Here is a 23,082-nt window from a genome sequence, read left to right as displayed (position 1 = left end):
ACTTAAGTGAACAGTAAATATATCTCTTGTGGGCGGTCCGCTCAGTACGTGGGGTTCTCCTCGGGGACGCCTTCGCGCTGATTGACGACGCGGGCGAGGGTAAAGAGCGTATCCGAGAGTCGATTGAGATAGACGACAGCGTCGTCGTTCACGCCGGATTCCTCGGCCGCGAAGGTGACGGCTCGTCGCTCCGCCCGTCGACAGACGGCACGGGCGTGGTGGAGTCGTGCGCCAGGGTCTGAGCCGCCGGGGAGGATGAACGACTCCAGCGGGTCGAGTTCGTCGTCGTAGGCGTCGATCATCTCTTCGACAGCGTCGATATGTTCCTCACGGACCGACGGGTCGTCCTCGTCTGGGTCGGGATTCGCGAAGTCAGCCTGGACGATGTGGAGGTGATTCTGGATTTCGCGCAGTTGCTCGTCGATATCGTCGTGACCCGTCGGGCGGACTTTTCCCACAAGCGCGTTCACCTCGTCGACGCTGCCGTAGGCCTCGATGCGCGCACTCGCCTTCGAGACCCGCTCCATGTTCCGCAGGTCGGTCAGTCCGTCGTCACCACGGCCGGTGTAAATTTTCATATCTACTCGTCGGGCCGAGAGCATCTTAAAATGCCGGTGGTTGCCCTCACTCTGAAGTTTCGCACCGAACGCGATAGCTGCGGCCGGTCCGATCGACCAATCGGTCGTACAGTCGCCTGAGCCCTGCCGAGTCAGTCTCGGGAAGAACGTGCAGACGGATTCGACCACTACGCACCGACGCTCGAAACACGTCACCAGTCTCCTCGTCGCGGACGAGATACAGCGCCATCGGGAGGTTGTAGAAATCGCCGTACCGATACGGTCCCTCGGCGAGAAGGGTCTCCAGTTCGGTCGCCAGTTCGTCGTTCTGGCAGTCTTCCGGTGGAATAAGTTGAAAAATCGTCTGTCCGTCGTACTCGACGCCGCCGCTGTAGGGGTACCGTCGCTTCGGGCGAGCGGGAATCGTAAACGACGGCTCCGAAGCCATGCTGCCCTCTACGGCGCCATCACATTTAAGAAATCACCCCGCTGTCCTGGTCAGCACTCAGTCGTCGACGGTGATCGGCTCTTCAGCGGCGTTGGTCACCGCCGCTCGCGCGAGCGACCCCATCGCCCTGCGCAGTCGCTCCGATGCCGCCTGTTCACTGATCGCGAGCCGGTCCGCGATATCGCCGAGTGTCGATCCGCGCGGAATGTCGAAGAAGCCGCCCTCGATGGCTTCCAGCAGGACCGCCTCCTGTTTCTCCGTCAGATCGAAGGCACCGCCGGAGATGAGATATCGGCCGACCCGGACGACGGTCGGTTCGATCTGCATGCCGGCCTCGTCGATCCGTCGCTGATAGTCCTGAAAGGATTCCTGATCCGGGTAGTTCATCGTGGTGTACCAGCCGTTGCCGGCCCAGCGTGACTGGAGATAGACACCACCGGAGTCGACAGCGGCCTCGTAGGCGCGTTGATCGATCGTTCCTGGAACGGCCCGCATCCAGTACAATCGACGGAGATCACCGTCTTCCAGCAGTTTGAGTTCGTCGACGGACGGGTCGTCGGTGACCATGGAGTGAAAGGTCCCACAGCCGTCTCCTGTCACCGCCGCGATGACCTGTAACGGCGTTTCGGGGCCAGTCGAGAGATTCCTGATCACCACTTCCACGTGATCCGTCTCCTGCAGTGTCCGATGAAAGATCTCACTCTGATGGTGAAACTCGACGTACATGCCGTTTGTCGAACCCTCGGACGGCACTCGTAATTACTTGTCGGTCAGCCTGAGAAAGGGAGGGGGCCGCTTAGTACGAGCGGTTCTTTGGCTCGTAGGTCTGCTCGTGACCTTCGAGGATCACGGGCTTGTAGTAGAGGTTCGGCGATCCGTTGTTCCAAGAGAGCATCGTGTGTTTGAGCCACTCGTCGTCGCGACGCTCCTGGTGCTCTTTGCGCCAGTGGGCACCACGGAACTCATTACGGGCGAGCGCGCCGAGTGCGATAGCTTCGGCGTTGTCGATGACGTTGCGGGTCTCGATGGTGTGAATGAGATCCGTGTTGTAGGTGCGAGACTTGTCAGCGACGCCGACGTGCTGGTACTGCTCGCGGGCCTCTCGGATATCCTTGAGAGCCTCCTTGATGTTTGACTTCTCGCGGAAGACGTTGACATTCTCCGTCATTGTCTTCTGGACTTTCTCACGGATCTCCGCGTGGTTGACGCCGTCGCGGTCAAGCATCGTATCGACGCGCTCGCGCTCTTTACCGATAGCCTCTTCGAGCAGTTCCTCCGGCGTCGCAACCGCACCGCCGTCTGCGACGACCGGATCGGACTGATCGCCGACACTGCCCGGTTCGACCGGCGTGTCGACTTCGCCGTCCTCGCTCTCGGCCGAGGGGCCGGTCGGGATTTCGGGCTCGCCGAGGTCGCCGCCAGCGGCGTGCTGGCCGGCGCGGGAACCGAAGACCAGCAGTTCCGGCAGGGCGTTGCCGCCGAGGCGGTTCGAGCCGTGCATGCTCACACAGGCACACTCGCCGGCGGCGTAGAGTCCGTCGATGCAGGTCTGGCCGTTCTCGTTGACCTCGATACCACCCATCTGGTAGTGCTGGCCGGGTTTGACCGGCATCGGGTTATCCAGTCCGTCGGTTCCCTCGAAGTCCTCCGCGAGGTGGAGGATGTTTTCGAGTCGGTCGAGGATGCGCTCCTCGCCGAGGTGGCGCATGTCGAGGTGGACGTACTCGTCGTCGATTCCGCGGCCCTCGTTGACCTCGGTGAGTTCCGCCCGGGAAACCACGTCACGGGAGGCGAGTTCGCCCTCGTTGTTCGCGTAGCCGTACTCGAACATGAACCGCTCTTCGTCTTCGTTGTAGAGGATCCCACCCTCACCGCGGACACCCTCGGAGATCAGGACGCCAGTCGACGGAAGCGTCGTCGGGTGGAACTGGACGAACTCCATGTCCTCCATCGGCGCGCCGGCGCGGTAGGCCAGTGCCTGCCCGTCACCGGTGTTGGCGATGGCGTTGGTGGTGTGATCGAAGGCCTGTCCGTTCCCACCGGTCGCGAGGATGACGCCGTCACGGGCGTAGAAGCCGTCGATTTCGCCGGTCTTGATATCGTAGCCGACAGCGCCGTAACACTCCCGATCCTCTGGACGGTCGTGATCGGTGACAGCGAGTCGGGACACGTACCACTCGTCGTAGACCTCGATGCCTCGTTTGACCACCTGCTCGTACATCGTGTGCAGGAGGTGGTGACCCGTCTCGGCACCGGCGTAGGTTGTTCGCGGGTGTGAGAGGCCGCCGAACGGTCGCTGGGAGACGGTGCCGTCTTCCTCACGCGAGAAGGGCATCCCCCAGTGTTCGAGCTGGATGACCTCGTCAGGTGCCTGCTTGGCGAAGGTGTCGATGGCAGGCGCGTCGCCGAGGTAGTCCGAGCCCTTCATCGTATCGTATGCGTGAAGTTCCCAGGAGTCCTCGGGGTGGAGCGCGGCGTTGATACCGCCCTCTGCTGCACCGGTGTGACTGCGCACCGGGTGGAGTTTGCTCACGAGCGCAACGTCTGCGCCCTCTTCGTGTGCCGCGATTGCTGCCCTGAGGCCGGCGCCGCCCGCGCCGACCACGATGACGTCGTGTTTGTACATGGGTGGGTTGAATCTGTGGTATATTGGTCTACCAGAACTTCAAGTTGTTCTTGATCGATTCGCGTTTCAGTGCCTGAATATGTTCCGTCAGTGGAATGTCTTTGGGGCAGACTTCGGTACAAGAGAACTGGGTCTGACAGCGCCAGACACCGTGTTCCTGTTCGATAATCCGAAGTCGCTCTTGTTTGCGGTCCGATCCTTCCCGCTCGTCCATCGCGAAGCGGTAGGCCTTGTTGATCGCTGCGGGGCCGAGATACTCGTTATCCCCGGCCGCGATGTTACAGGAGGACATGCAGGCACCACACCAGATACACCGCGTCGAAAGTTTGACTTTCTCGCGGTTCTCCGGCGTCTGGTACTGCTCTTCGAGTTCGCCGTCCGGTAGTTCGTCGGGGTCGAAGTACGGCTCGACGGCGTGCATCTGGTCGTAGAAGTGCTCCATGTCGACGACCAGATCTTTCACGACATCCTGATGCGGAAGCGGTTCGATCCGAACGGGGTGTTCGAGATCACCCATCTGGGTCTTACAACCCAGTCGCTGCTGGCCGTTGACAAAGAGTGCGTCCGAGCCACAGACCGCCTGCCGGCAGGAATGTCGGAAGGTCAGCGACGAGTCGTATCGATCCCGTGCATAAATCAGCGCGTCGAGGACAGTCATCCCGCGGTGGAACGGAACCGTGAAGGAGTCGAAGCGCGGTTCCTCTTTGCCCTCGATTTCGGGGTCGTAGCGGAAGATCTTCAGTTGAACCGTCTTCTCGGCACTTTCGAGATCTTCTTGGATCTGTTCGCGGCGTTTCTCCGAGAGATCCTCTGCAACCTCTTCACGGATCTGTTCGGCTGTCTGTTCCTCGGCAGTCTCGGTTTCCTGTTGAATTTCCGTGCTCATTGTTAGAACATGCCGCTCATTGCGACAGCAACGCGCAGTCCCTGTGCGATCAGTAGGAGCGTCGCAATCGTAAGGATTGCGCCGACTACCTTCTTCTGGGCCCCACTCAGCCCCATATTGACGAGGGCGTTGTAGACGCCGTTGACGCCGTGGAATGCCCCTGCGACGAGGAACGTGACCATCAGCGAGAAGTAGCCGATCTGGCCCATTCGCGCCTCAGTCCCGGCGAAGGTAATCTCCGCTGCGTGATTGACGAAATGCAGCGTGATGAAGTGGAAAGCGAGTGCCCCGATGAGGAACACCGCCGTGATGCGCTGGACGAACCATCGCCAGTTCCCGCGCTGGAACGAGGAATAGTGTTCAGCCATTACAGCACACCCCCGAGGAACGTTGGCAGGCTAGCCAGCGTGATCAGTGCAGTCATGATGAGTGATACGTAAAAACTGACATCCTGTCGGTTGAGTCCGATCCCCAGGTCGACGAACAGGAGTCGAATCCCGTTGAGGATGTGAAACACCGCAACGGTCAGCAGTCCGATTTCGAGGAACCGGACGATGAGCAGTTCTTCGAGCCCCTGCAGCGTCGTCGTGTACATATCCGGTGATTGCGTCGCCGTACTCAACACGGCGATGTGTGTGAACAGGTAGCCGACGAGTATCCACCCGGTTAGTTTGTGGAGTATCCAGGCCCACATCCCGGGTTTGAACTCCAGCCACCGTCCGAAACTCTCGACGGTGCCTCGATCGTACGATTGAGCCATATCAGGGCCTTGGCGTGCGGGTAAATAGTAGTTACTACACAGTGCCACGGTCACTCAAGTACTCCCCCATATGTTCGCTCCAGAGCCAGGAATCGGCGGCCAGTAGTGTAATACAGACTGATTTTCGGCGACGAGCAGCCAGTACGGACCGTCCACAGAGTCAGCGACGACAACGAGGAACTAAGAGTTATATATCGGCAATGTGCTAGCGCCCCCATGGCCAAGTACTCGACCGGTAGCGGTGGTGGCGGTTCCGGCGAGAGCTGTGAACTCTGTGGGGCCGCAGGCGTCGAGACCCAATCGGTCAACGTCGCGGGTGCCGAACTCGAAGTCTGTAGCGACTGTGCCCAACACGACGACAACGCCACCCAGTCGACGGATACCGAGCGATCAGACAATCGGAAGAAACGAGCCGCACAGAACACTGCAAAGGTCCACGACGCCGCGAAGGCTGACGCCTCCCACTGGGAGAGCGGCGCAGATTACGAGGACGACCAGCTTCCCTACCTTGTTTCCGGATACGACGATCTGGTAACCGAAGCCCGACAGGAGGCCGGCTATCAACTCGGCGAACTCGCCGACGAACTCGGCATTGACGAAGGAGACCTGCTCGCGCTCGAACAGGGACGGGCGATCCAGGCCAACCTCGGCGGCAGCGTCGTCGCGGCTGTCGAGCAATTTCTGGATCTGGAACTCGTGGAAGGAGAATAGGGGAGTACGCTTAACATAGCCGGCCCGCTACCGTCAGTCGAATGGCCGGTCGACTCCGTGATCTGCTCGTCGGTGATTACTGGCGGTACACGATCAGCCTCCTCGGAACGCTGATACTCGCCGTCGGCGTCGCAGCGACGTTGCTCGACGGCCAACTCGACGACGAAGAGCTCCTGCAGTCGGTCGGATTGGTGGTGTTTTCCCTGCTGTTGATCGCCGCTGGGGCTCGCATCGCCCTCACCGTCCGCGAATTCAATCAGATGGGACTGGTCCTGGGATGGATGAGCCTCGGCGTACTCGTGCTCGCGGCGCTCACCGCGTGGGCGAGTGTCGTCGTCCCAACAATTAGCTCGGCCTTCGAGGCAATGTTTGTCTTCCTTTCCGTACTCGCCGCGGGCGCGCTGTTCGGTGCGGTGATCGGCTATTATGACGTTCGGGTCCGTGGACTGGTCACCCGAGCGAGTCGGGAACAGGCCCGCCGGGAGTTCCTCGACGAACAGCAGGAGACGCTCTCTTCGCTCAACGGCATCTTGCGACACCAGATTCTGAACGATCTTTCGGCGATCAGTGGTCGGGCCGAACTCCTCGCTGCGGGCAAGATCGAAACCGACGATGGAACCGAGTCGATTCTCGCTCACTCCGAACACATGGAGGAAACCGTCGACCGCGTCGAAACTCTGGTCGAGATTCTGACCCACGCCGCTGACCCCAGCGAGTACGAGCTGGCAACCGCGCTCCACCACGGCCAAATGGTAGCCGCGGACTCGGAGCCGGAGCTTTCTGTCTCGGGTATCGATTCGGTCGAAGCGTTGGTTCGAGCCGACGAACTGCTGCATCTCGCCTTCGCCGAACTCTTCGAGAACAGTGCCATCCACGGCGACGGCGACGTCTCGGTCTCTGTGACGACGGCCGCCGAGACGGTCTCCGTCGAGGTTCACGACGGCGGCCCGGGCGTCGAACTCGACCGACCGTTCGAGCCGAACACTCGCGGCTCCGGAAGCGACGGCGATGGTCTCGGCCTCTATTTTGCATCGCTGATCGTCGACCGATACGACGGTCAGATCACGCTCGAACGGCCGGACAACCCCACAACATTCCGACTCGAACTCCCGATCGAAACAGTCGAGACTGAGCGGTCAGTTCGAGAGTAACTCGCCGAAACAATCGACAACCGAAAATCGATGCGCCCGATCAGTCGTCTGCACTCGACGGGCTGTCGATGGTCGGACGGGAGACCTCTCGATCGGTCTGTTCGCCCTCGACATCGTAGGGATACTCGCCGGTGACACAGCCCAGACAGAGATCGTCGTAGTCTTTCCCCAAGGAGTTGGTGATCGCTTCGATCGAGAGATAAGAGAGGCTGTCCGCACCGATCTCTTCGCGGACCTCTTCGGGACTCCTGTCTGCTGCGATCAGTTCGTCGCGACTCGCCATGTCGATCCCGAGATAACACGGGGCGACGATCTCCGGCGAACCGATCCGAACGTGTACCTCTTCCGCTCCGGCGTCACGGAGCAGTTCGATCAACTGCGTTGAGGTGGTTCCGCGGACGATGGAGTCGTCGATCAGCGTCACGCTTCGTCCCTCGATGGTCGATTTGATTGGGTTGAGCTTCAGCCTGACCGCCCGCTCGCGCTCGTCCTGTGTCGGCATGATGAACGTCCGCCCGACGTAGCGGTTTTTCATCAGTCCCTCCGCGAACTCGGTATCGGCACCGTCTTCGGCCGCCGCCTCCGCATAGCCCGAGGCAAATGATCGCCCCGAGTCGGGAACCGGCATCACGACATCGGTCTCGACACCAGATTCCTCCCAGAGCGCACGACCCAGATCCCGCCGGACCTCGTAGACGAGTTCCTCGTCGATCACGGAGTCGGGACGCGCGAAGTAGACGTGCTCGAAAAAGCAATGGGCCGTCTGTGACTCCTCAAACAGTCGATAGCTATCGAATCCCGAGCCGTCCGGATGGAGGACGATCAGTTCACCTGGCTTTACGTCTCGGATCAACTCGCCGTCGAGGGTATCGATGGCCGCCGACTCCGAGGCGAGGACGTAACCGTCGTCGAGTTCGCCGATACAGAGTGGTCGGTTACCCTGCGGATCGCGAACACCGAGAACAGTCTCGTCGTGCATGATCGTCAGCGAATACGAGCCGTGAATCCGGCTCATCGTCGATTTGACGGCACGGACGAGATCCTCTTCGAGGAGATTTCGCGCCAGATCGTGGGCGATGACCTCGGTGTCACCGTTGGAAGTGAAGGCGTGGCCGAGTTCGGCCAGTTCCTCACGGACCTCGTCGGCGTTGACGAGGTTGCCGTTGTGGGCAAGTCCCAGCGACCCGCTTTTGAACGACACTGAAAACGGCTGTGCACAGCAGGTGTTTACCCCGCCGGCGGTCGGATACCGAACGTGACCGATCCCGTTGGCACCGTTTAGCGTGTCGAGATCCTCGGGGCCGAAGGCGTCGCCGACGAGACCCATCTCGACGTGTTCGTGTTGCTGGAAGCCGTCGTGTGTGACGATTCCAGCGGATTCTTGGCCGCGATGCTGCAGCGCATACAAAGAGTAGTAGAGCGGACGCGCGGCCTCTCTATCCGTTAGCGAGACACCAACAACGCCGCACTTTTCGTGCATTTTATTCGCCAGCTTTCGTTTCCCAGGAGTAGTCACGGCGCTTTGCCGATTTACCGAAGCCACACGAGGCACACACCTTCTTTTTCACGTGGTAAGACTTCTCACCGCATCGTCGACATTTCACGTGTGTGGTCGTGTTCTTCTTTCCCTGGCTTGACGTTCCAGTCGTCATGGACGTATAGACACGACGTTATCCCCGCGTATAATCGTTGTGTCTTCGCTCTCTTCGACGACGAGATTCATGTGCTGGTCGTAGCCAGCAAGCGTCCCTTCGTAGACTTCGCCGTCTTTGAGTTGTACTGTGACCGTCTCGCCGACTGATGTCTCCAGCACATCGAGCGGCCGGTTCCCGTTCTCGCTCATACCTGTATCCGGTGGCGATGTCTGCTTAAACGTACCGGCTCGGAACTCTCACGACTGGTGATAGCTTCTCCCATGTGACTGCTCAACATTGGTGGAATTCTTACTCCGAAGGAGATTACTCTCCAGCGAGGTCTTCGACGCTATCGGCGATCTCTCGGGCAGTGTCGGAGTCCAGTGCTAATTCAATTTCGTTACCGCTGTCGTCCGCACAGGCGAGTTTCAGTTGATCGCCGAACTCCCGGATTTCCGTGGTTTCGATATCGTACAGTTTGGCGGTCGCGGCGTTGTTCGAGGCACCGACGTGCTTGACCGTTCCGTCTTTCAACTCGAACATGAACTCCTCGAGGTCGATCGTGAGCATACCCGGACTACGGCCCAGGCTGTGATAAGGCCACCCGAGCAAACGCCGCTGGGTCGGCAGTCATCGGGAAGAAACTTCGACGGGCTTTTTATTGGGGGTTTACTGCGTAGAAGTATGGCCGAATTTACCGTCGCCGTTTCCGACCCGGAGACGGGACACACGTATCAGGTGGACGTATCAGACCAAGACGCGAACCGATTCATCGGGCGAGAGCTCGGCGAGGAAGTCGACGGCAGTGCCGTCGGACTCGACGGGTTCACGCTCGAACTAACCGGCGGCTCCGACGACGCCGGCCGACCGATGCGCGACGACGTCAAGGGCGAGAGTCTCAAGGCAATCCTGCTCACCGGTGGCACCGGCTTCAACCCCGAGAAAGACGGCGAGCGCAAACGCGTGACCGTCCGCGGGCGCGAAGTCAGTGACGCGACGCGACAGATCAACGCCAAAATCGTCGAGCAGGGCAGCGGCGACGTCGAAGAGCTTCTCACCGACGAGGAGTAAGGCAGTGACCGACGCGATTCCGTCGGATCATCCGGCCGTCGATTCTCACCGCGTCGAACTCTCCGCGGTTGGATCGACCGGCCGACCCCAGCTCGTGCTTCCCGCCGAACTGGACTGTGCGGAGAACGATTTTGTCCGGCTGGTTGTCGACGGGCAGAAGACCCACGCCGAAGTCGTCTCGACGCTCGGCGGCGAGCGCGCTATTCGGGCCGGATACGCCAACAAACGGCTCGCCCGAACGGGAGAGGGGACAGATCTTCTCGGCGAATGGCTCGACGACGCCGGCTTCGGACCGGGAAGTACGCTCGTCCTCGACGTGCTCACAGAGGGATACGCGTACGGGCTCAGGGTACCCGGCGAGCGAACAGTCTACGAGCCCATCGAGAAGCCGGACTCGTCGCTGTCGGATATCGCCGATTCACTGGGTGAATAGCGGGCAGTTGCCCCTCCGTCAACCTTTTGATCACCCGCGGCGTTCTCTCTGACAATTCCGTGATCCGCGCGGACTGTCAGAGCCATGTCGGAATCGATCATCGCGGATTTCGTCGCGCAGTTTGATTCGAGCGTCGCAACCCGTGCGGAGCCCGCGAAAGGCCGAGTGCTTCTGAGCGAGAAACGACTGGTGCTAGCAGTCGACAGTAGCGACAGATTGACGATCCCGCTGCACTCGGTGATCGACGTCGCCGTCGGGCACGTCCCCGACGAGATTCAGGGCTTTTTCGAGTCGACGGTCACGCTTGCCTTCGAATTGAAGGGCCAACGGCACAAGGCCGTCGTCGAGGCAGAGGATTCGACGATCCAGAAATTCGCCACGGTCCTGTTCAAGGCGATTCTCAACGGCACGCGCATGTCGATCAAACATCCGGCACGGGTCGGCGGCCGCGTGACCGACGAGTCCTTCGCCCCCTGTCGGCTCTTTTTGCGCCCGCAGTCGGTCCGGTTCAAAACGAACGACAACACTGTCGAGATCGAACTGGCGACGGTGACGAAATTCAGTCGAACGAACCGGGACATCAACGGCAGCAGCCAGCCAGTCCTGGAGTTGCAGCACATGCCATCCGGGGAGGCGATGGTGACGATGGCCGCGATGAACACCCCCCGGGAGATGACGATTCTCGGGCGGTATCTCAGACTCGAATACACCGAGTTGATGAACGAACTGAAAGATGTCGAGATCACCGCCGACGAGAAGGAGATTCTCACCGCGATTTACTCCGGGGGCGGACAGGAAGGCGTCTCACTGGCAGGAATCGTCGAGATCGATCCATCGAACGTGACGATGGTGCTCAACAGACTGGAAGAGAAAGAACTCGTCGTCGATACTGCAAGCGGCACGCGACTCACGCCGAAAGGGCAGATCGTCGTCAACCGCCACCTCGAAGAAGTGAACGTCTAGCTCACTCTTGGCCCATCGCCTCGCTGGCGACGTTGCGGCCGCGGGCTTTCAGTTCGACTTCGCGACGTTCGCGTTCGACTTCGAGAATCCCCTGCTCGATGAGTTGATCGTAGATCTGTTCGACCGTCTCCACGTCCATCCCGACGAACTGCGGGATCTGGAACGGTGAGACGCCGGAGTACAGCGCCATCAAGACCTCCTGTTCGCGCTCGGAGAGTTCGACATTCTCGGGGTCTCGTGCCTGATTGCTGCCGAGCAGTCCGGCAAGAATGTTCACCTTGCGCTGTTTGCCCGAGATGTGCGTCTCGACGGCCGCATTGCCGACGGTGTGTTCGACCTCGATAAAGAGACGTTCCTTGTCGAGTACCTCGCCGCGGTTGCGCGAGAGGTCGCCCACGTCGTCGACTTCGACCTCGACAAATTGACCGTCGGCCAGCGCGAGGCCGATCTGGTCTTCGTCGACGGCCATCCGGCCTTTCTGCCACTCCGTGTCCTGGATGACGCCGCCTTTGACCGCCGGGTGTTTCGTGATGACGACCTCGCCGTCGAGGACAGCACTGTACAGTTCGTGTTCGAACTCCTCGTGGTCCTTCGGCGCAACGAGGGTCACGTCGTTGCCGACCTGCAGGGAAAGATAACTCGACACGTTTGCGAACGGCTGGCTCGCGTCGTCTCTCGTTTTGATCGTCGAGACTTTCGAGAGGGGAATCGTCCGTTTGCCCTGATTGCTGGCGAGGACGATTCGCTTGTCACTGAGCAGGATTCGGCCCGGTATCCACTCGACATCCGGAACTTTGTTCCCGTCTTTGACAACCTGCGTAAACTTCCCTTGCTGGTCAGCAAGTGTGCTCTCGCCATCACTCATCGCTGTCGATCCTATCTGTGAGTTGGACGCAGGGTCTCATTAATTGTTCGGGCTGTGCATCTGTCTCCGGGTACATGATCATCCCTGTCCGGGTTGTGCGTGACCGCCGAGTTTCGACAGCGCCGAGAAGGCACGCTGTCGCACCTGTTCGTCTTCTGTACTGTCGAGTAACCGTTCGATATCTTCGGCGGTATCCTCGTCACCAATTTTGCCGAGCGCGAACACCGCCTGTGCCCGCGCGTCGCTGTCCTGATTATCGTCTTTGGCGAGCTGAAGGAGTTGTTCTTCCGTGTAGGTCCCGCCGACTTCGGCGAGACTCGTCGCTGCGAACTGTTTGGTCATCTTGCCGCCCTCCTTCAGAGTGTCAGTCAGCGCGTCGATGGCTGCGCGGTTCTCGTCGCTTTCCATCACCCGCCCCAGAAGCCACGCCGTGTTTCGTCGCTGGGCCGACTTCGTTCCCGCGTTGAGGATTTCGACCAGCGGATCGATAACTGAGTTGTCCTCGCTTTCGGAGAGTTGTTCGACGACCGTCTCACGGATCTGGTGGCTCTGCTCGGTCGGCACGTTCGAGAGCAGTTCGATCAGCGAGAAGACGGCCGTCCGGCGGACCGGAGCGGACTCGTCGGTCAACGCCTCGGCGAGATATTCGACTGGGCGGTCGTTGCGGAACTGGCCGAACCCGCGCACCGCGATCCGGCGGACGCGCTCGTCTTCGTCGTCGTACAACTGCAACAGCGCCTGCAACGCCTGACGGTTACCGATCCGACCCAGTGCCTCGGCGGCCTCGACACGGACCGCGGCTTTCGGGTCGGAGAGCAGCCCTGTCAGCGGCTCCGTGGCGCGTGCGTCGCCGATATTTCTGCACGCTCGCGCTGCTCGAGCCCGAACTCGCGGATCTGGATCCTCGAACCGATCGACCACCTTCGGGACGGCATCGGGGACCTCCAGTTCGCCGATGGCGTTCGCGGCGGCCATCCGCAACTCGGGTAGTTCCGCGCCGAGCGCCCGGACGAAGGCTTTGGTCTTCACCCAGTCTGCGGCGTCCTCGCCGATATCGAGGTCGGCCATGCTCGTGATGAGTTCCTCCAGGGCCTCCTGGCCGAGTTCGTCCAGCGCGTCGATCGCAGCGGCGACGACCGCGTCTGACTCGTCTTCCTGCACCGCTCGCACGAGCGCAGTGATAATATCGCCGCGGTCGTCGTGGTCGTCCATCCGCCCAAGAATCTCGGCGGCCCGCTTGCGCACTTCACCGCTCTGGGAGTTGTGTAGCGCCCTGATGATCTCCTGGGCGTTTCCGGCTCGTTCGTGCTCGAAAAGCGACATTAGCTACGTCGGTAGATCCGCTGTTGTTTGTACACCGGTTCGAAGTCGTCACGGCACTCGGTCGGCAAGGTTTCGGTCATCCCGATCATGAGATAGCCATCCTCGCGCAGCGAACCACGGATAGTCTCGAAGATCGGCACTTTGAACGAGGAATCGATATAGATCAACAGGTTCCGACAGAGCACGAGATCGAAGTCGGTCTTCTCCTCGCCTCGAATGAGGTCGTGTTGCTCGAACGTGACAAGGTCTTTGACCCGGTCTTTGACCTGAAATCGGTTGCCGTCCTGTTCGATATACAGCTCGTAATCGTCCAGCGGTTCGAGTTCCTCCGCGATATCGCTGGTCTGTGAGGTCTCGTAGACACCCGCTTGGGCCTCTTCGAGAATATCCGGGTTGATATCGGTCGCCGTAATCTCGATCCGTCGCTCGTTGATCTCGCTGTCGTCGAGTGCGAGCATCGCGATCGAATACGGCTCGCGGCCGTCAGCACAGGGGGCCGACCAGATTCGAACCCGGTGGTTGTTCTCGGTCAACTCACGGAGAACTGGCCGCAGTTTCTCCCACGCGTCGGGGTTTCTGAAAAAGCCCGTCACGTTGATCGACAGCGAGTCGAGCAGCGCCTCTTTCTCTTCGTCGTCGCGAGCGAGCAACCGCTGGTAGGCGTCGTACTCCTCGGTATCCGTGCGGCGCATCCGGGCGGTGATCCGTCGGTCGAGATACGAGTCGTTGTAGAACCCGGACTCGAAATCGAGTTCGCGCTCGATGTACTCCAGCAGATCGGTAAATCGGTCGTCCTGTGTGCTCATAGCGTCACCACGTCGAGGATGTGGACGATGTTTCCATCGCCGAGGACAGCCGTTCCCGACAGCCCGGGCGTCCCGCTGAGGATTCCTTCCAGTGGTTTGACCACGACTTCCTCCTGGGCGTTGACTGCATCACACCGCAGAGCGATCTGACGCTCGGACTCACGGATGCGGACGAGCATTTGGCCGCCCTCCGTGCCGCCGTCGGTCGCCGCTCGCTCGGGGACGTTGAACGTCTCTCCGAGGTCGACGATCGGATAGATCTCGTCGTTGTGCTTGATGACCTCCCGGCCGTTGACCTGCTGAATCTCGTCGGTTCGAGTGATCTCGTCGACGTTTTTGATCGGCACGCCGTACTCCTCGTCGCCGACCTGTACGAACAGAACTTTGACGATGGCCATCGTCACCGGCAGGCGCAGCGAGACTGTCGTCCCCTCGCCGGGCGTGCTGTCCACGTCGACGGAGCCATCCAGACGCGTGACGGTGTCGTGGACGACATCCATTCCGACGCCGCGGCCACTCGTATCGGTTACCTCGTCGGTCGTCGAGAAACCAGGATGGAAGACCAGATCGTAAATCTCGGAGTTGTCCATCATCTCCAGTTCCTCGGCCGAGCGAACGTTGTTCTCGATAGCGGTCTTCTTGATTCCATCGACATCGAGGCCGGCACCGTCGTCTTCGACCTGAATGACGACGTGGTCTCGTTCACGGGAGGCCCGGAGGGTGACGTTCCCTTGCCGGGGTTTGCCCTTCTCGACACGGGTTTCGGGGGCCTCGACCCCGTGATCAAGCGAGTTCCGGATGATGTGCATCAGCGGGTCGGAAATCTCGGTGAGGATCGTCCGGTCGAGTTCGATCTCTTCGCCTTCGATCTCGAAGTTGACCTCTTTGCCGAGTTCGCGGGAGAGATCCCGAACCATCCGGGGGAACTTGCCGACGACTTTCTTCAGCGGGATCAACCGCATGTCCATCACCGTGTTCTGGAGGCTGCCGGTGATCTTGTCGAGTTCGTTCAGCGTCTCCTCCGCGGAATCCATGTTCTCGTCTTCGACCGCCCGCCGGAGTTTGATCCGGGAGGTGACCAGTTGTTCGACCAGTCCGTGCAGATCGTCGAGTTGGTCGACATCGACTCGGACAGACTTGATCTCGTCGACAGAGTGTTCGTCCTCGTCACCTCCACCGCCACTGTCTCCAGATCCGCCAGCTGTGGAGCCACCTCCGAAGAGGTCGTCAGTCACGTCTTCGACCGCCACCTCGTCGATCTGACCGACGCTGTCGAGTTCGGCGTCGACCCGACCCAGATCGTCAGTTTCTAAGAAGAGTCCGAAGGTGTCCTCGTACTCGCCATCCTCGATATCGCTCCTGTCGGGGTCGGTCGCCAGAATGTCGAACACTTCTTCGACGGATTCCATCGCGAACATCGCGTCGACGCCCGGCATATCGGTATCGCCGAGATCGACTTCGACATAGGCTAGTTGATCTTCTACCTCGCCCTCGTCGATATCGACAGTATCGAGATTGCTGTCGACGTTGAGGTCGCTGCTGTCGGAGCTACCGGTATCCTCTGTCGAGGGTTCCGTTGTTTGACCGTCCACTGGTTGGCCCGCCGCATCGGGTCCGTTTTCGAGGACGTTCCGGAGTTGCGTGACTGTGTCGGCGGTGTCCATCTGGGATTCTCCCTGCTCTTCGATCTGCCCCACGATGGCTTCGATCTCGTCGACACCCTGGAAGATGAGATCCATCACGTCGGGCGTGACCGACATGTTGCCTTCGCGCATCTCGTCCAAGAGATCCTCCATCGCGTGCGCGAGGTTCGAGGCGTCCTCGAAACCCATCGCACCGAAGTTGCCCTTCAGTGTGTGTGCTGTCCGGAAGATCTGGTCCATCGCCTCCCGATTCTCGGGATCGGATTCCAGTTCCAGCAGCGAATTGTTCAGTTTCGTGATTTCTTCCTCACTCTCGCGGATGAATGCATCCAGATACTGATCGTCCATAGTTAGTTCACCTCTTGTTTGTCGCGTTCGATTGCGTTCAGGATCCCGTCGGGAATATCCCCGATCGATAGCACGTCGTCGACGTACCCCGTTTCGATTGCGCGTTTCGGCATGCCGAACACCGCTGATGTCTCCTCGTTCTGTGCGATGGTTGCCCCGTCGACTGCCTTGACGGATTTGATCCCGGCAGCGCCGTCTTCACCCATTCCGGTGAGGATGACGCCCACCATCGGACCGTCGATCACCTCTGCCGCGCTGGACATAGTCATGTCCACGGCGGGACGGACACTGTTGACGGGCGGATCTTCAGTCAGTTTGACGCGGAGCCGTCCGGCGTGGTAGTTTGAGACCACCATGTGGCTGCCACCGGGTGCGACGAGAACTTCTCCGCCGCCGATCCGGTCGCCGTCTTCGGCTTCGCTCACGTCGTAGTCGCTGCGGGAGTCGATGCGGTCAGCGAACCGGCCGGTGAACCCCTCCGGCATGTGCTGGACGATCAACACCCGAAAGTCCGCGTCCAGCGGTAGTTGGGCCAAGACCTGTTCGACCATCTTCGGTCCACCGGTCGAGGACCCGATCAAAAGCGTCGGATGCTCGGCGTACTGGCTGCCGGATCGGTCGTTGGTTCGGTCCGCCGGGGCCGTCTGCGTGGCAGATTTGCTCTCGTGTTCCTGACTGCTGCCGACGCCGGCCTCAGCAACCGACGAGACCATGTCGACGAGCTGGTCTTCGAGTCGGGACATCTCCATCGACACCTCACCGCCGGGTTTCGTGAAGAAGTCCACAGCCCCTTTGTCCAGTGCCTGAAACGTGACGTCGGCGTTCTCGTCCGTGTGTGCCGACAGCATGAGCACTGGAGTCGGTTGCTCGTCCATGATCTGCTCGACAGCCTCGATTCCGTTCATCTCCGGCATCTCGACATCCATCGTGACGACATCGGGACTGTGTTCCCGGACAGCCTCGACGGCTTCCCGGCCGTTGCGAGCCTGCGCGACGACCTCAATTCCCCCGTCGTCGAGAATGTCGGAGATCACACTCCGCATGAAATGAGAGTCGTCGGCAATGACCGCTCTGGTCATCGACCGCTCACCCGACACCGGGACGGCCGCTGTACGAGGATCGACAGCATTCTCGTCTGGTACTGTGCGCACTCCGCAAATAAAGACTCCGCCCGCGTAATCAAATATGATAGACCAGAGGGCAGATTTAAGTCCGGCCGAGAAGTCACTACGAGTAGACAACCAGATGACGGTGCCGGATTCGGTTCGAATCTTGCCGTCAGATGACCTGCAGTATGCAGGGAGGGTTCCGTGATGACAGAGACAAATGGACAAGTCCTCGAATTCGAGTTAGGGGAAGAAACGTACTGTGTGAGCATCGACTACGTAACAGAAATCGTCGACGTGGGTGAGTTGACGAAGGTCCCCAACTCCCCGGACCACGTCGAAGGCGTGATGGACCTCCGCGGCCGGACGACATCGATCGTCAATCCGAAGATCGTCTTCGATATCGACGAAGAGGGTCGTGATTCGGAGCGGATCATCGTCTACGATCCCGAGATCACCGACAACGCCGGGGCAGCGGGCTGGCTGGTCGACGAAGTGAAACAGGTCGTCCAGGTCGATTACGACAACGTCGACCAGTCTCCCGCCGAAGACAAAGAGTCGATCAAAGGAGTTATCAAACAGGGAGAAGGTGATTTCGTTATCTGGGTCGATCCCCAGAGGGTGCACTCGTAGGCATGATCGAACTTACCAAAACCGGAATCGACGGACTGGACGATATTTTGAACGGCGGTATCGTGAACAACTCGACGACGCTCGTCAGTGGGAATCCGGGTGCAGGAAAAAGTATCCTCGGCCTGCAGTACATCTACAACGGGATCGAACAGTTCGGGGAGAAAGGCATCTTCCTCTCGTTCGAGGAGAATACGGAAGACCTTCGACAGGCGGCGGAGTCAATTGGACTGGACAACTGGGCCCAACACGTAGAGGACGGGAACATCACCATCTACGACAAGCAGGTTCTCCTGCGAGAGAACGATTTCAGTTCTTCGCTGGAACTGCTACTCAACGAACTTGGCGACGACAACTACGAGCGACTGGTGTTGGACTCGCTGACGATGTTCAAACTCTTTTTCGAGACAGAGCGTGAACAGCGAACTTATCTACTGAAGTTCACCGACATCCTCGCCGAAAACGGTCTGACGACACTAATGACCAACGAGCAGGGGACGGTCTTCCCCGAGACAGACATCAGCCTCGAAAACTTCCTGACCGACGGCAACATATATCTGATTCAGACGCCGACGGACTCCGGAGTCAACCGGTACGCCTGGGTTGCCAAGATGCGCAAGAAAAACATCAACACTGACATCTTCCCGATGGAGATCTCCGAGGGTGGCATCACGGTCCACCAGAACGCCAGTGCGTTCTCGATGATGAGTGAAGACGAGTCGCCCCTCTGACAGGTTGCGGCTGTTATTACGATATGAAATGGGTCAATGAGCCGTTTAACAGAGTGATTATAGCGTTTGAAGCCTAGGTGTTTTCAGAGGCAGAAAACGCCGTTCTCGGCCGGTAGCTTTATTGATTATCGAAATTTAAATTCTGATAACCGATGTCTTCAGTGGACTTGCTACAAACGTTAGGGAACAAATACAGTGCAGAGATTCTGGATGCGACCGACGAGCCCCGGTCGGCCCAGGAGCTCAGCGACGAACTCGAGATTCCCATCGCAACGTGTTACCGTCGCATCGACGAGTTGACCGAACACAACCTCCTCGAACTGCACGACAACATCCTCTCGGACGACCGCCGACGGATCAAAGTCTACCGCCGAAACGTCGACGAAGTAACCATTGACTTCGACGAAGAATTGACTGTCGACATCGAAGAACGGACCGAAGTGACGAACACCCTCGACGAAGCCTGGCGAACACTGTCGGAAGGGTAGCGGAGTATTCAGATACGGCCGAGATCTATTCTCTACAAAATTGTTGTCCGCTGAGACACCTGTTAGATGACTACCCGAGAAGGTCACCATCGAGTGAGAGAACAACAGTCAAATATCGGATACGATGGCTGAGAACGCTCTGGGCTACCTCGAACTGGTGACAGGAGCTAGCAGTTTCGGGCGTTCCTCTTAGCTCGTTATCAGATCCTGAATTCGAGAAAGAGAGTTTAATTAGGGGCCCCACATAGGGAGTTGTACTGTGCCCACAGCAATCGAATTCGTCTATGCGTTGAGTTCGGCAGTGTTTATCGTCTCCGGGTTAGCGATGTCTGGGATGGGCCTCCGCGCGTACGTGGAGACTTCGCGAAGTTCGATGATCTATCTCTCGCTGGGATTCGCCATCACCGTTGCCGGGTCAGCAGCGACGTTGTTCTCTGCGTTCCTCTATGGCTTCGAGAATGCCCGCTGGTTGTTGATGGTGCAAAGCGGACTCTTTACGCTTGGTTTGCTGTTCGTGATGTACAGCATCGTGACCTACGACGCGTAGAACAGAGACGCGATCTTGCCGAAAGAGCCCTATGAAGTTTATTTGAGCCGCAATCTGCCATTCTCAGGACTGAGAGAGTAACGGTGGACGTTTTCATACGCGATAATTCGGGGATATCGCTTATATGGAGTGATGCGAAAGAGTGAGATAAGTCTGCCACACGGAGCGCAGACGAGATAATCATGAAAGAAAAACTAACTAACGAACGCGGTCAGGTTGGTATCGGAACACTCATCGTGTTCATTGCGCTGGTACTGGTCGCCGCCATCGCGGCAGGTGTGCTGATCAATACTGCTGGGTTCCTGCAAACCCAAGCCGAATCGACTGGACAAGAAAGTACGGATCAGGTTTCGAACAATCTTGAGATTGTTGGGGCTAGTGGAACTGTCGATACGTCTGGAAACGCTGGAATCACCGATGCGAAGATTCAATTGACGCGGACGCCCGGATCCGACAACGTTGACCTAGACGAGGTTAGTATCGAGTACATCGGAGATAATGGGTTCGCAAACTTGATCTCAGCAGATAGTGACCAAGCAACTGAGAACAGCGATGGGACGTTCGCGGTTACGGCCATCAAAGCGGACACTGATGACAATGTCATCACCGCTGATTCAGACCGATATCAGATCACGGTCACTACCACCGATGCAGACACTGGTGACAAGTTGCTCTCCGGTGAATCCGCAACCCTGACACTTACGACGCAGGACGGTGCAGGGCGAGAAGTGGCGTTAGAAGTTCCAAGCACTCTGCAAGATAAAAATACTGTCGAGCTGTAACTGGGCCGTACTCTCTGATCCGGCCAGGGAATCATCTTTTTTTAATTTTTGCGTGGTACAGTGAATAATTAGAAGAGACCCAGATCAGCAACTTTTTTGATCCCGCTTGGTTCTGCCTCTGTATGAGAGAGGCCACCGTACAGTGTCTTCAGGAACGTCCGGAAATCGAGGACACCCTCGAAACCATCGTCGAACTCGACGAAGAGGGACCGTGGGCGTTCGACGACCTCGACTGCGATTCCGGGAATTTTGGCTATCTCGTCTCGAGAGAATTTGTCGAAGAGGCCGGCGGTGGCTACCGACTCGTCGACCGCGAAGCGACACGGGCGGCGTTGCAGATGGATCTTTCAGCCGACACGGAGCCGACCGACAGCGAAGAAGAATCGAGCGAAATCGTCGACGGTATTCGACAGCGGGTTCAGGAAGCGAATACCGGGTTCTACGGCAGCGTCGCGGTCGGATTTCTTCTGCTGTTTCTCGTCCGAATAATCAACTATCAGAGCGTCTTCCGTGACGGTCGCGTGGTCGCGGTCGGGAACGACCCGTACTACTACCGGATTACGTCAGAGGAACTACTCGCAGCGTCTCCAGATCTGTTCGCGTTCTCGGAAATCGCTGAGGTTCTGGGCGGACAAGCGACCGGTGAACCACTGACTCACGTCCTCGGGTGGTGGCTGATGAGTCTCGCAGGTGGTGCCGACGCAAGCGGATTCGTCGTCGCCTGGTTCCCGGTCGTGTCGTCACTCGTTGTTGGCCTGTTGACCGCCTGGATCGCACTGGTTGTAACAAACGACGAGCGGATTACGGTACTATCGGTGCTGTTTTTCGCGGTGATGCCGTCACACGCGCTGTACTCCGGAATCGGATTTTTCGATCACCACCCCTTCGATTACCTCTGGCTGGCGGTTATGGCCGCCTCGTTGGTGTTGGTCGCTCGCAATCTAGCAGCGGCTGAGTCGGTTCGCGACCATCTCACCAGTTACCAGACGTTGATCGGAAGCGTCGTTTTTGGAATCGCCTGTGCAGCAGCGATGCTATCCTGGAACGGTTCCCCGTTGTTGTTGATCGGCGTTGGATTCTACGCCGTACTGTTGCCAGCATCCGAAGTTCGGACCGAAGAGTCACCGCTGCTCGCGAGTCTTCCTGTTATGAGCGGGCTCGCACTCGCGGGAGTTCTCACCCATCAGATCCATTCGAGTGCCGGCTGGCAGGAGGCTGCAGTGGTCTATGCCCCGGTTGTCGTTTTAGTGGGTGCACTGGGGGTTGCGCTGGCTGCGGAAGCCGCGAGTCGTTTCTATCCTGACCCGAGAGTGGTTCTCGGCGGTGTCGTGGGGGTCGGCGTTGCCAGTTTCGTCGGTCTCCAGGCCATCGCTCCAGAGATATTTTCGCGGTACAGTGAGCGGTTCACTGGATCGCTGTTAGGTCGCGAGGGTGCTGTCGAGACCCTGCCGCTGATCTCTGCAAATTTCAACATCCCGTTTGGCCCGGTCCATCCGTACGGCTGGTTCGTCTTCTTCGCTGTTCCTGCGCTCGCATACGTGAGTTGGCAGTGCGTCGAAGATCACGATCCTCGATGGCTCGTCCTCGTCAGCTACGCCTGGGCGTTCCTCGGATTATCGATAATTCAGGCGCGGTTTTTGGCTGAGTTCTCTCCGTTTGCAGCGGTATTCACTGCTGTCGGTGTTGTCGGATTACTCACTAATCGGGGGCTCGTCAAGCCACTCGCCTGCTTCGGGGATCGACCGCGGATTCGCGCCCGACCAGTTGGTGGGTTTCAAAACATCAACAAAGGACTCTATATTTCGTTTTCCCTCGTGGTCATCCTGACATTAGCTATTATTGCGATCCCGAGTGCAGTCGGACCGCTGGCGATCGAAGATGGCGAGTACGAGGCCGCGGCTTGGATCGAAAACGATCTCGAAGACCGCGATAGCGAGGAGTACGTCCTGAGTACGTGGGGGCGAAACAGAATGTACAACTACATCGCCTCAGACGGAGAACGGGGGAAATCCTACGGCTACGCTCGGTCAACCCACGAAGACTTTTTGAACAGCGAGGATCCCGATGAATGGTACGGCCAGTTCGAGAATCGGGTCGGTTATGTCGTCGTCGAAAACCGGGGCGGTTCGATAGACAACTACCAAACCGCTGAGTTGACGACGTACGGCCAGCTAGTCCTCACCTACGGCAGTGCAACGCAGGCGATCGACGGTGTTGCACATTTCCGACTGGTTCATGCGACCGAGGACCGATCACAGCTCGTCTACCGCCCGGTTCCGGGTGCAACGATCAACGGAACGGCAGAGCCGGGAACTTCAGTTGTTGTGAAGACGGATGTCGAAGTCTCAGGAGGGTCCTTCACGTACAACCGTCGCACAACGGCGACAGAGAACGGAACGTACAACGTGACCGTTTCTTACCCGGGCGAGTACGAGTTACCGGACGGGACGAGTCTGGAAATCACGGAGAAGGATGTCGAGCAGGGCGCTCGAAAGGAGATGCGGGAAAGTGAGCAGCAATCTACCGGGAGTTAGCGGACACTGCAGCGGATTTGGTCGGTGAATAATCACGAT

The 23,082-nt window shown here is 58.9% G+C and carries 27 protein-coding genes; 11 read left to right on the top strand and 16 right to left on the bottom strand.

Annotation, left to right across the window (positions count from 1 at the left end):
* Positions 1-41 precede the first annotated feature (41 nt).
* From V8P86_RS09840 to sdhC, 7 genes are all read right to left on the bottom strand, one after another.
* Positions 42-578, bottom strand: coding sequence for a cob(I)yrinic acid a,c-diamide adenosyltransferase (locus V8P86_RS09840; protein ID WP_336327090.1), 537 nt, complete (start codon positions 576-578; stop codon positions 42-44).
* Between the two features lie 46 nt (positions 579-624).
* A complete protein-coding gene (locus V8P86_RS09835; RefSeq protein WP_336327089.1) occupies positions 625-1,005 on the bottom strand; it encodes a hypothetical protein in 381 nt (126 codons plus the stop codon).
* A gap of 57 nt (positions 1,006-1,062) precedes the next feature.
* Entirely contained in the window at positions 1,063-1,731 is a 669-nt protein-coding gene (locus V8P86_RS09830) for a helix-turn-helix domain-containing protein (RefSeq protein WP_336327088.1), read from the bottom strand.
* Positions 1,732-1,801: 70 nt separating this feature from the next.
* On the bottom strand, positions 1,802-3,631 hold the full coding sequence (locus tag V8P86_RS09825) for an FAD-binding protein (RefSeq protein WP_336327087.1): 1,830 nt from the start codon (positions 3,629-3,631) through the stop codon (positions 1,802-1,804).
* A 28-nt stretch (positions 3,632-3,659) separates the two neighbouring features.
* Positions 3,660-4,517 (bottom strand): succinate dehydrogenase/fumarate reductase iron-sulfur subunit, encoded by an 858-nt coding sequence (locus V8P86_RS09820; RefSeq protein ID WP_336327086.1) that lies wholly within the window; start codon positions 4,515-4,517, stop codon positions 3,660-3,662.
* Positions 4,518-4,519: 2 nt separating this feature from the next.
* Positions 4,520-4,885, bottom strand: a complete 366-nt coding sequence (locus V8P86_RS09815) for a succinate dehydrogenase/fumarate reductase transmembrane subunit (RefSeq protein ID WP_336327085.1) — start codon at positions 4,883-4,885, stop codon at positions 4,520-4,522.
* Complete coding sequence (sdhC, locus tag V8P86_RS09810) at positions 4,885-5,277, bottom strand: succinate dehydrogenase, cytochrome b556 subunit (protein WP_336327084.1); 393 nt, start codon at positions 5,275-5,277, stop codon at positions 4,885-4,887. Before sdhC ends, V8P86_RS09815 begins: the two co-directional genes overlap by 1 nt.
* A gap of 216 nt (positions 5,278-5,493) precedes the next feature.
* Here sdhC and V8P86_RS09805 point away from each other — a divergent pair, with 216 nt between their 5' ends.
* Positions 5,494-5,988, top strand: a complete 495-nt coding sequence (locus V8P86_RS09805) for a multiprotein-bridging factor 1 family protein (protein WP_336327083.1) — start codon at positions 5,494-5,496, stop codon at positions 5,986-5,988.
* Positions 5,989-6,029: 41 nt separating this feature from the next.
* Positions 6,030-7,139, top strand: coding sequence for a sensor histidine kinase (locus tag V8P86_RS09800; RefSeq protein ID WP_336327082.1), 1,110 nt, complete (start codon positions 6,030-6,032; stop codon positions 7,137-7,139).
* 40 nt (positions 7,140-7,179) lie between these two features.
* Here the strand turns inward: V8P86_RS09800 and purF are convergent, their stop codons facing one another.
* The 4 genes from purF to V8P86_RS09780 all read right to left on the bottom strand — a co-directional run bounded on the left by purF (position 7,180) and on the right by V8P86_RS09780 (position 9,343).
* Positions 7,180-8,619, bottom strand: coding sequence for an amidophosphoribosyltransferase (gene purF / locus V8P86_RS09795; RefSeq protein WP_336327081.1), 1,440 nt, complete (start codon positions 8,617-8,619; stop codon positions 7,180-7,182).
* 1 nt (position 8,620) lies between these two features.
* On the bottom strand, positions 8,621-8,791 hold the full coding sequence (locus tag V8P86_RS09790; RefSeq protein ID WP_336327080.1) for a 50S ribosomal protein L37e: 171 nt from the start codon (positions 8,789-8,791) through the stop codon (positions 8,621-8,623).
* Positions 8,788-8,982 carry an LSM domain-containing protein gene (locus tag V8P86_RS09785; RefSeq protein ID WP_336327079.1) on the bottom strand — a complete coding sequence of 65 codons (195 nt, stop codon included), beginning with the start codon at positions 8,980-8,982 and terminating at the stop codon, positions 8,788-8,790. The genes V8P86_RS09790 and V8P86_RS09785 overlap by 4 nt, the downstream gene beginning before the upstream one ends.
* 115 nt (positions 8,983-9,097) lie before the next feature.
* Complete coding sequence (locus V8P86_RS09780) at positions 9,098-9,343, bottom strand: hypothetical protein (RefSeq protein WP_336327078.1); 246 nt, start codon at positions 9,341-9,343, stop codon at positions 9,098-9,100.
* A 114-nt stretch (positions 9,344-9,457) separates the two neighbouring features.
* Between V8P86_RS09780 and V8P86_RS09775 the strand changes: the two genes are divergently transcribed.
* The 3 genes from V8P86_RS09775 (at position 9,458) to V8P86_RS09765 (ending at position 11,240) form a co-directional block, all read left to right on the top strand.
* Positions 9,458-9,844: a 30S ribosomal protein S6e gene (locus V8P86_RS09775; RefSeq protein ID WP_336327077.1), complete on the top strand. Its 387-nt coding sequence runs from the start codon at positions 9,458-9,460 to the stop codon at positions 9,842-9,844.
* 4 nt (positions 9,845-9,848) lie between these two features.
* Positions 9,849-10,277, top strand: a complete 429-nt coding sequence (locus V8P86_RS09770) for a DUF7112 family protein (protein ID WP_336327076.1) — start codon at positions 9,849-9,851, stop codon at positions 10,275-10,277.
* Between the two features lie 84 nt (positions 10,278-10,361).
* Positions 10,362-11,240 (top strand): CheF family chemotaxis protein, encoded by an 879-nt coding sequence (locus V8P86_RS09765; RefSeq protein WP_336327075.1) that lies wholly within the window; start codon positions 10,362-10,364, stop codon positions 11,238-11,240.
* A 1-nt stretch (position 11,241) separates the two neighbouring features.
* Here the strand turns inward: V8P86_RS09765 and V8P86_RS09760 are convergent, their stop codons facing one another.
* The 5 genes from V8P86_RS09760 to V8P86_RS09740 form a co-directional block, all read right to left on the bottom strand.
* Entirely contained in the window at positions 11,242-12,105 is an 864-nt protein-coding gene (locus tag V8P86_RS09760) for a CheF family chemotaxis protein (protein WP_336327074.1), read from the bottom strand.
* Positions 12,106-12,183: 78 nt separating this feature from the next.
* The gene (locus tag V8P86_RS09755) at positions 12,184-13,428 is read right to left on the bottom strand and encodes a HEAT repeat domain-containing protein (RefSeq protein ID WP_336327073.1); all 1,245 of its coding nucleotides are present in this window, start codon (positions 13,426-13,428) and stop codon (positions 12,184-12,186) included.
* The gene (locus tag V8P86_RS09750; RefSeq protein ID WP_336327072.1) at positions 13,428-14,234 is read right to left on the bottom strand and encodes a CheR family methyltransferase; all 807 of its coding nucleotides are present in this window, start codon (positions 14,232-14,234) and stop codon (positions 13,428-13,430) included. The genes V8P86_RS09755 and V8P86_RS09750 overlap by 1 nt, the downstream gene beginning before the upstream one ends.
* The gene (gene cheA, locus V8P86_RS09745; RefSeq protein WP_336327071.1) at positions 14,231-16,225 is read right to left on the bottom strand and encodes a chemotaxis protein CheA; all 1,995 of its coding nucleotides are present in this window, start codon (positions 16,223-16,225) and stop codon (positions 14,231-14,233) included. The genes V8P86_RS09750 and cheA overlap by 4 nt, the downstream gene beginning before the upstream one ends.
* 2 nt (positions 16,226-16,227) lie before the next feature.
* A complete protein-coding gene (locus V8P86_RS09740; protein WP_336327291.1) occupies positions 16,228-17,304 on the bottom strand; it encodes a protein-glutamate methylesterase/protein-glutamine glutaminase in 1,077 nt (358 codons plus the stop codon).
* 234 nt (positions 17,305-17,538) lie between these two features.
* Here V8P86_RS09740 and V8P86_RS09735 point away from each other — a divergent pair, with 234 nt between their 5' ends.
* The 6 genes from V8P86_RS09735 to V8P86_RS09710 all read left to right on the top strand — a co-directional run bounded on the left by V8P86_RS09735 (position 17,539) and on the right by V8P86_RS09710 (position 23,043).
* Positions 17,539-17,964, top strand: a complete 426-nt coding sequence (locus tag V8P86_RS09735) for a chemotaxis protein CheW (protein ID WP_336327070.1) — start codon at positions 17,539-17,541, stop codon at positions 17,962-17,964.
* Positions 17,965-17,966: 2 nt separating this feature from the next.
* Positions 17,967-18,692, top strand: coding sequence for an RAD55 family ATPase (locus tag V8P86_RS09730; protein WP_336327069.1), 726 nt, complete (start codon positions 17,967-17,969; stop codon positions 18,690-18,692).
* A 152-nt stretch (positions 18,693-18,844) separates the two neighbouring features.
* Positions 18,845-19,180 carry a helix-turn-helix domain-containing protein gene (locus tag V8P86_RS09725; protein ID WP_336327068.1) on the top strand — a complete coding sequence of 112 codons (336 nt, stop codon included), beginning with the start codon at positions 18,845-18,847 and terminating at the stop codon, positions 19,178-19,180.
* Between the two features lie 259 nt (positions 19,181-19,439).
* A complete protein-coding gene (locus tag V8P86_RS09720) occupies positions 19,440-19,727 on the top strand; it encodes a DUF7521 family protein (protein ID WP_442909380.1) in 288 nt (95 codons plus the stop codon).
* Between the two features lie 182 nt (positions 19,728-19,909).
* The gene (locus V8P86_RS09715) at positions 19,910-20,509 is read left to right on the top strand and encodes a flagellin (RefSeq protein ID WP_336327067.1); all 600 of its coding nucleotides are present in this window, start codon (positions 19,910-19,912) and stop codon (positions 20,507-20,509) included.
* A 122-nt stretch (positions 20,510-20,631) separates the two neighbouring features.
* Positions 20,632-23,043 (top strand): hypothetical protein, encoded by a 2,412-nt coding sequence (locus V8P86_RS09710; RefSeq protein WP_336327066.1) that lies wholly within the window; start codon positions 20,632-20,634, stop codon positions 23,041-23,043.
* The last annotated feature ends 39 nt before the right edge of the window (positions 23,044-23,082 follow it).

Source organism: Halovenus anhuiensis (genome assembly GCF_037080055.1).
Classification (GTDB): Archaea; Halobacteriota; Halobacteria; order Halobacteriales; family Haloarculaceae; genus Halovenus.
The sequence above is the reverse complement of the archived record's forward strand: the minus strand, read 5'-3'. Positions and strand labels throughout refer to the sequence as shown.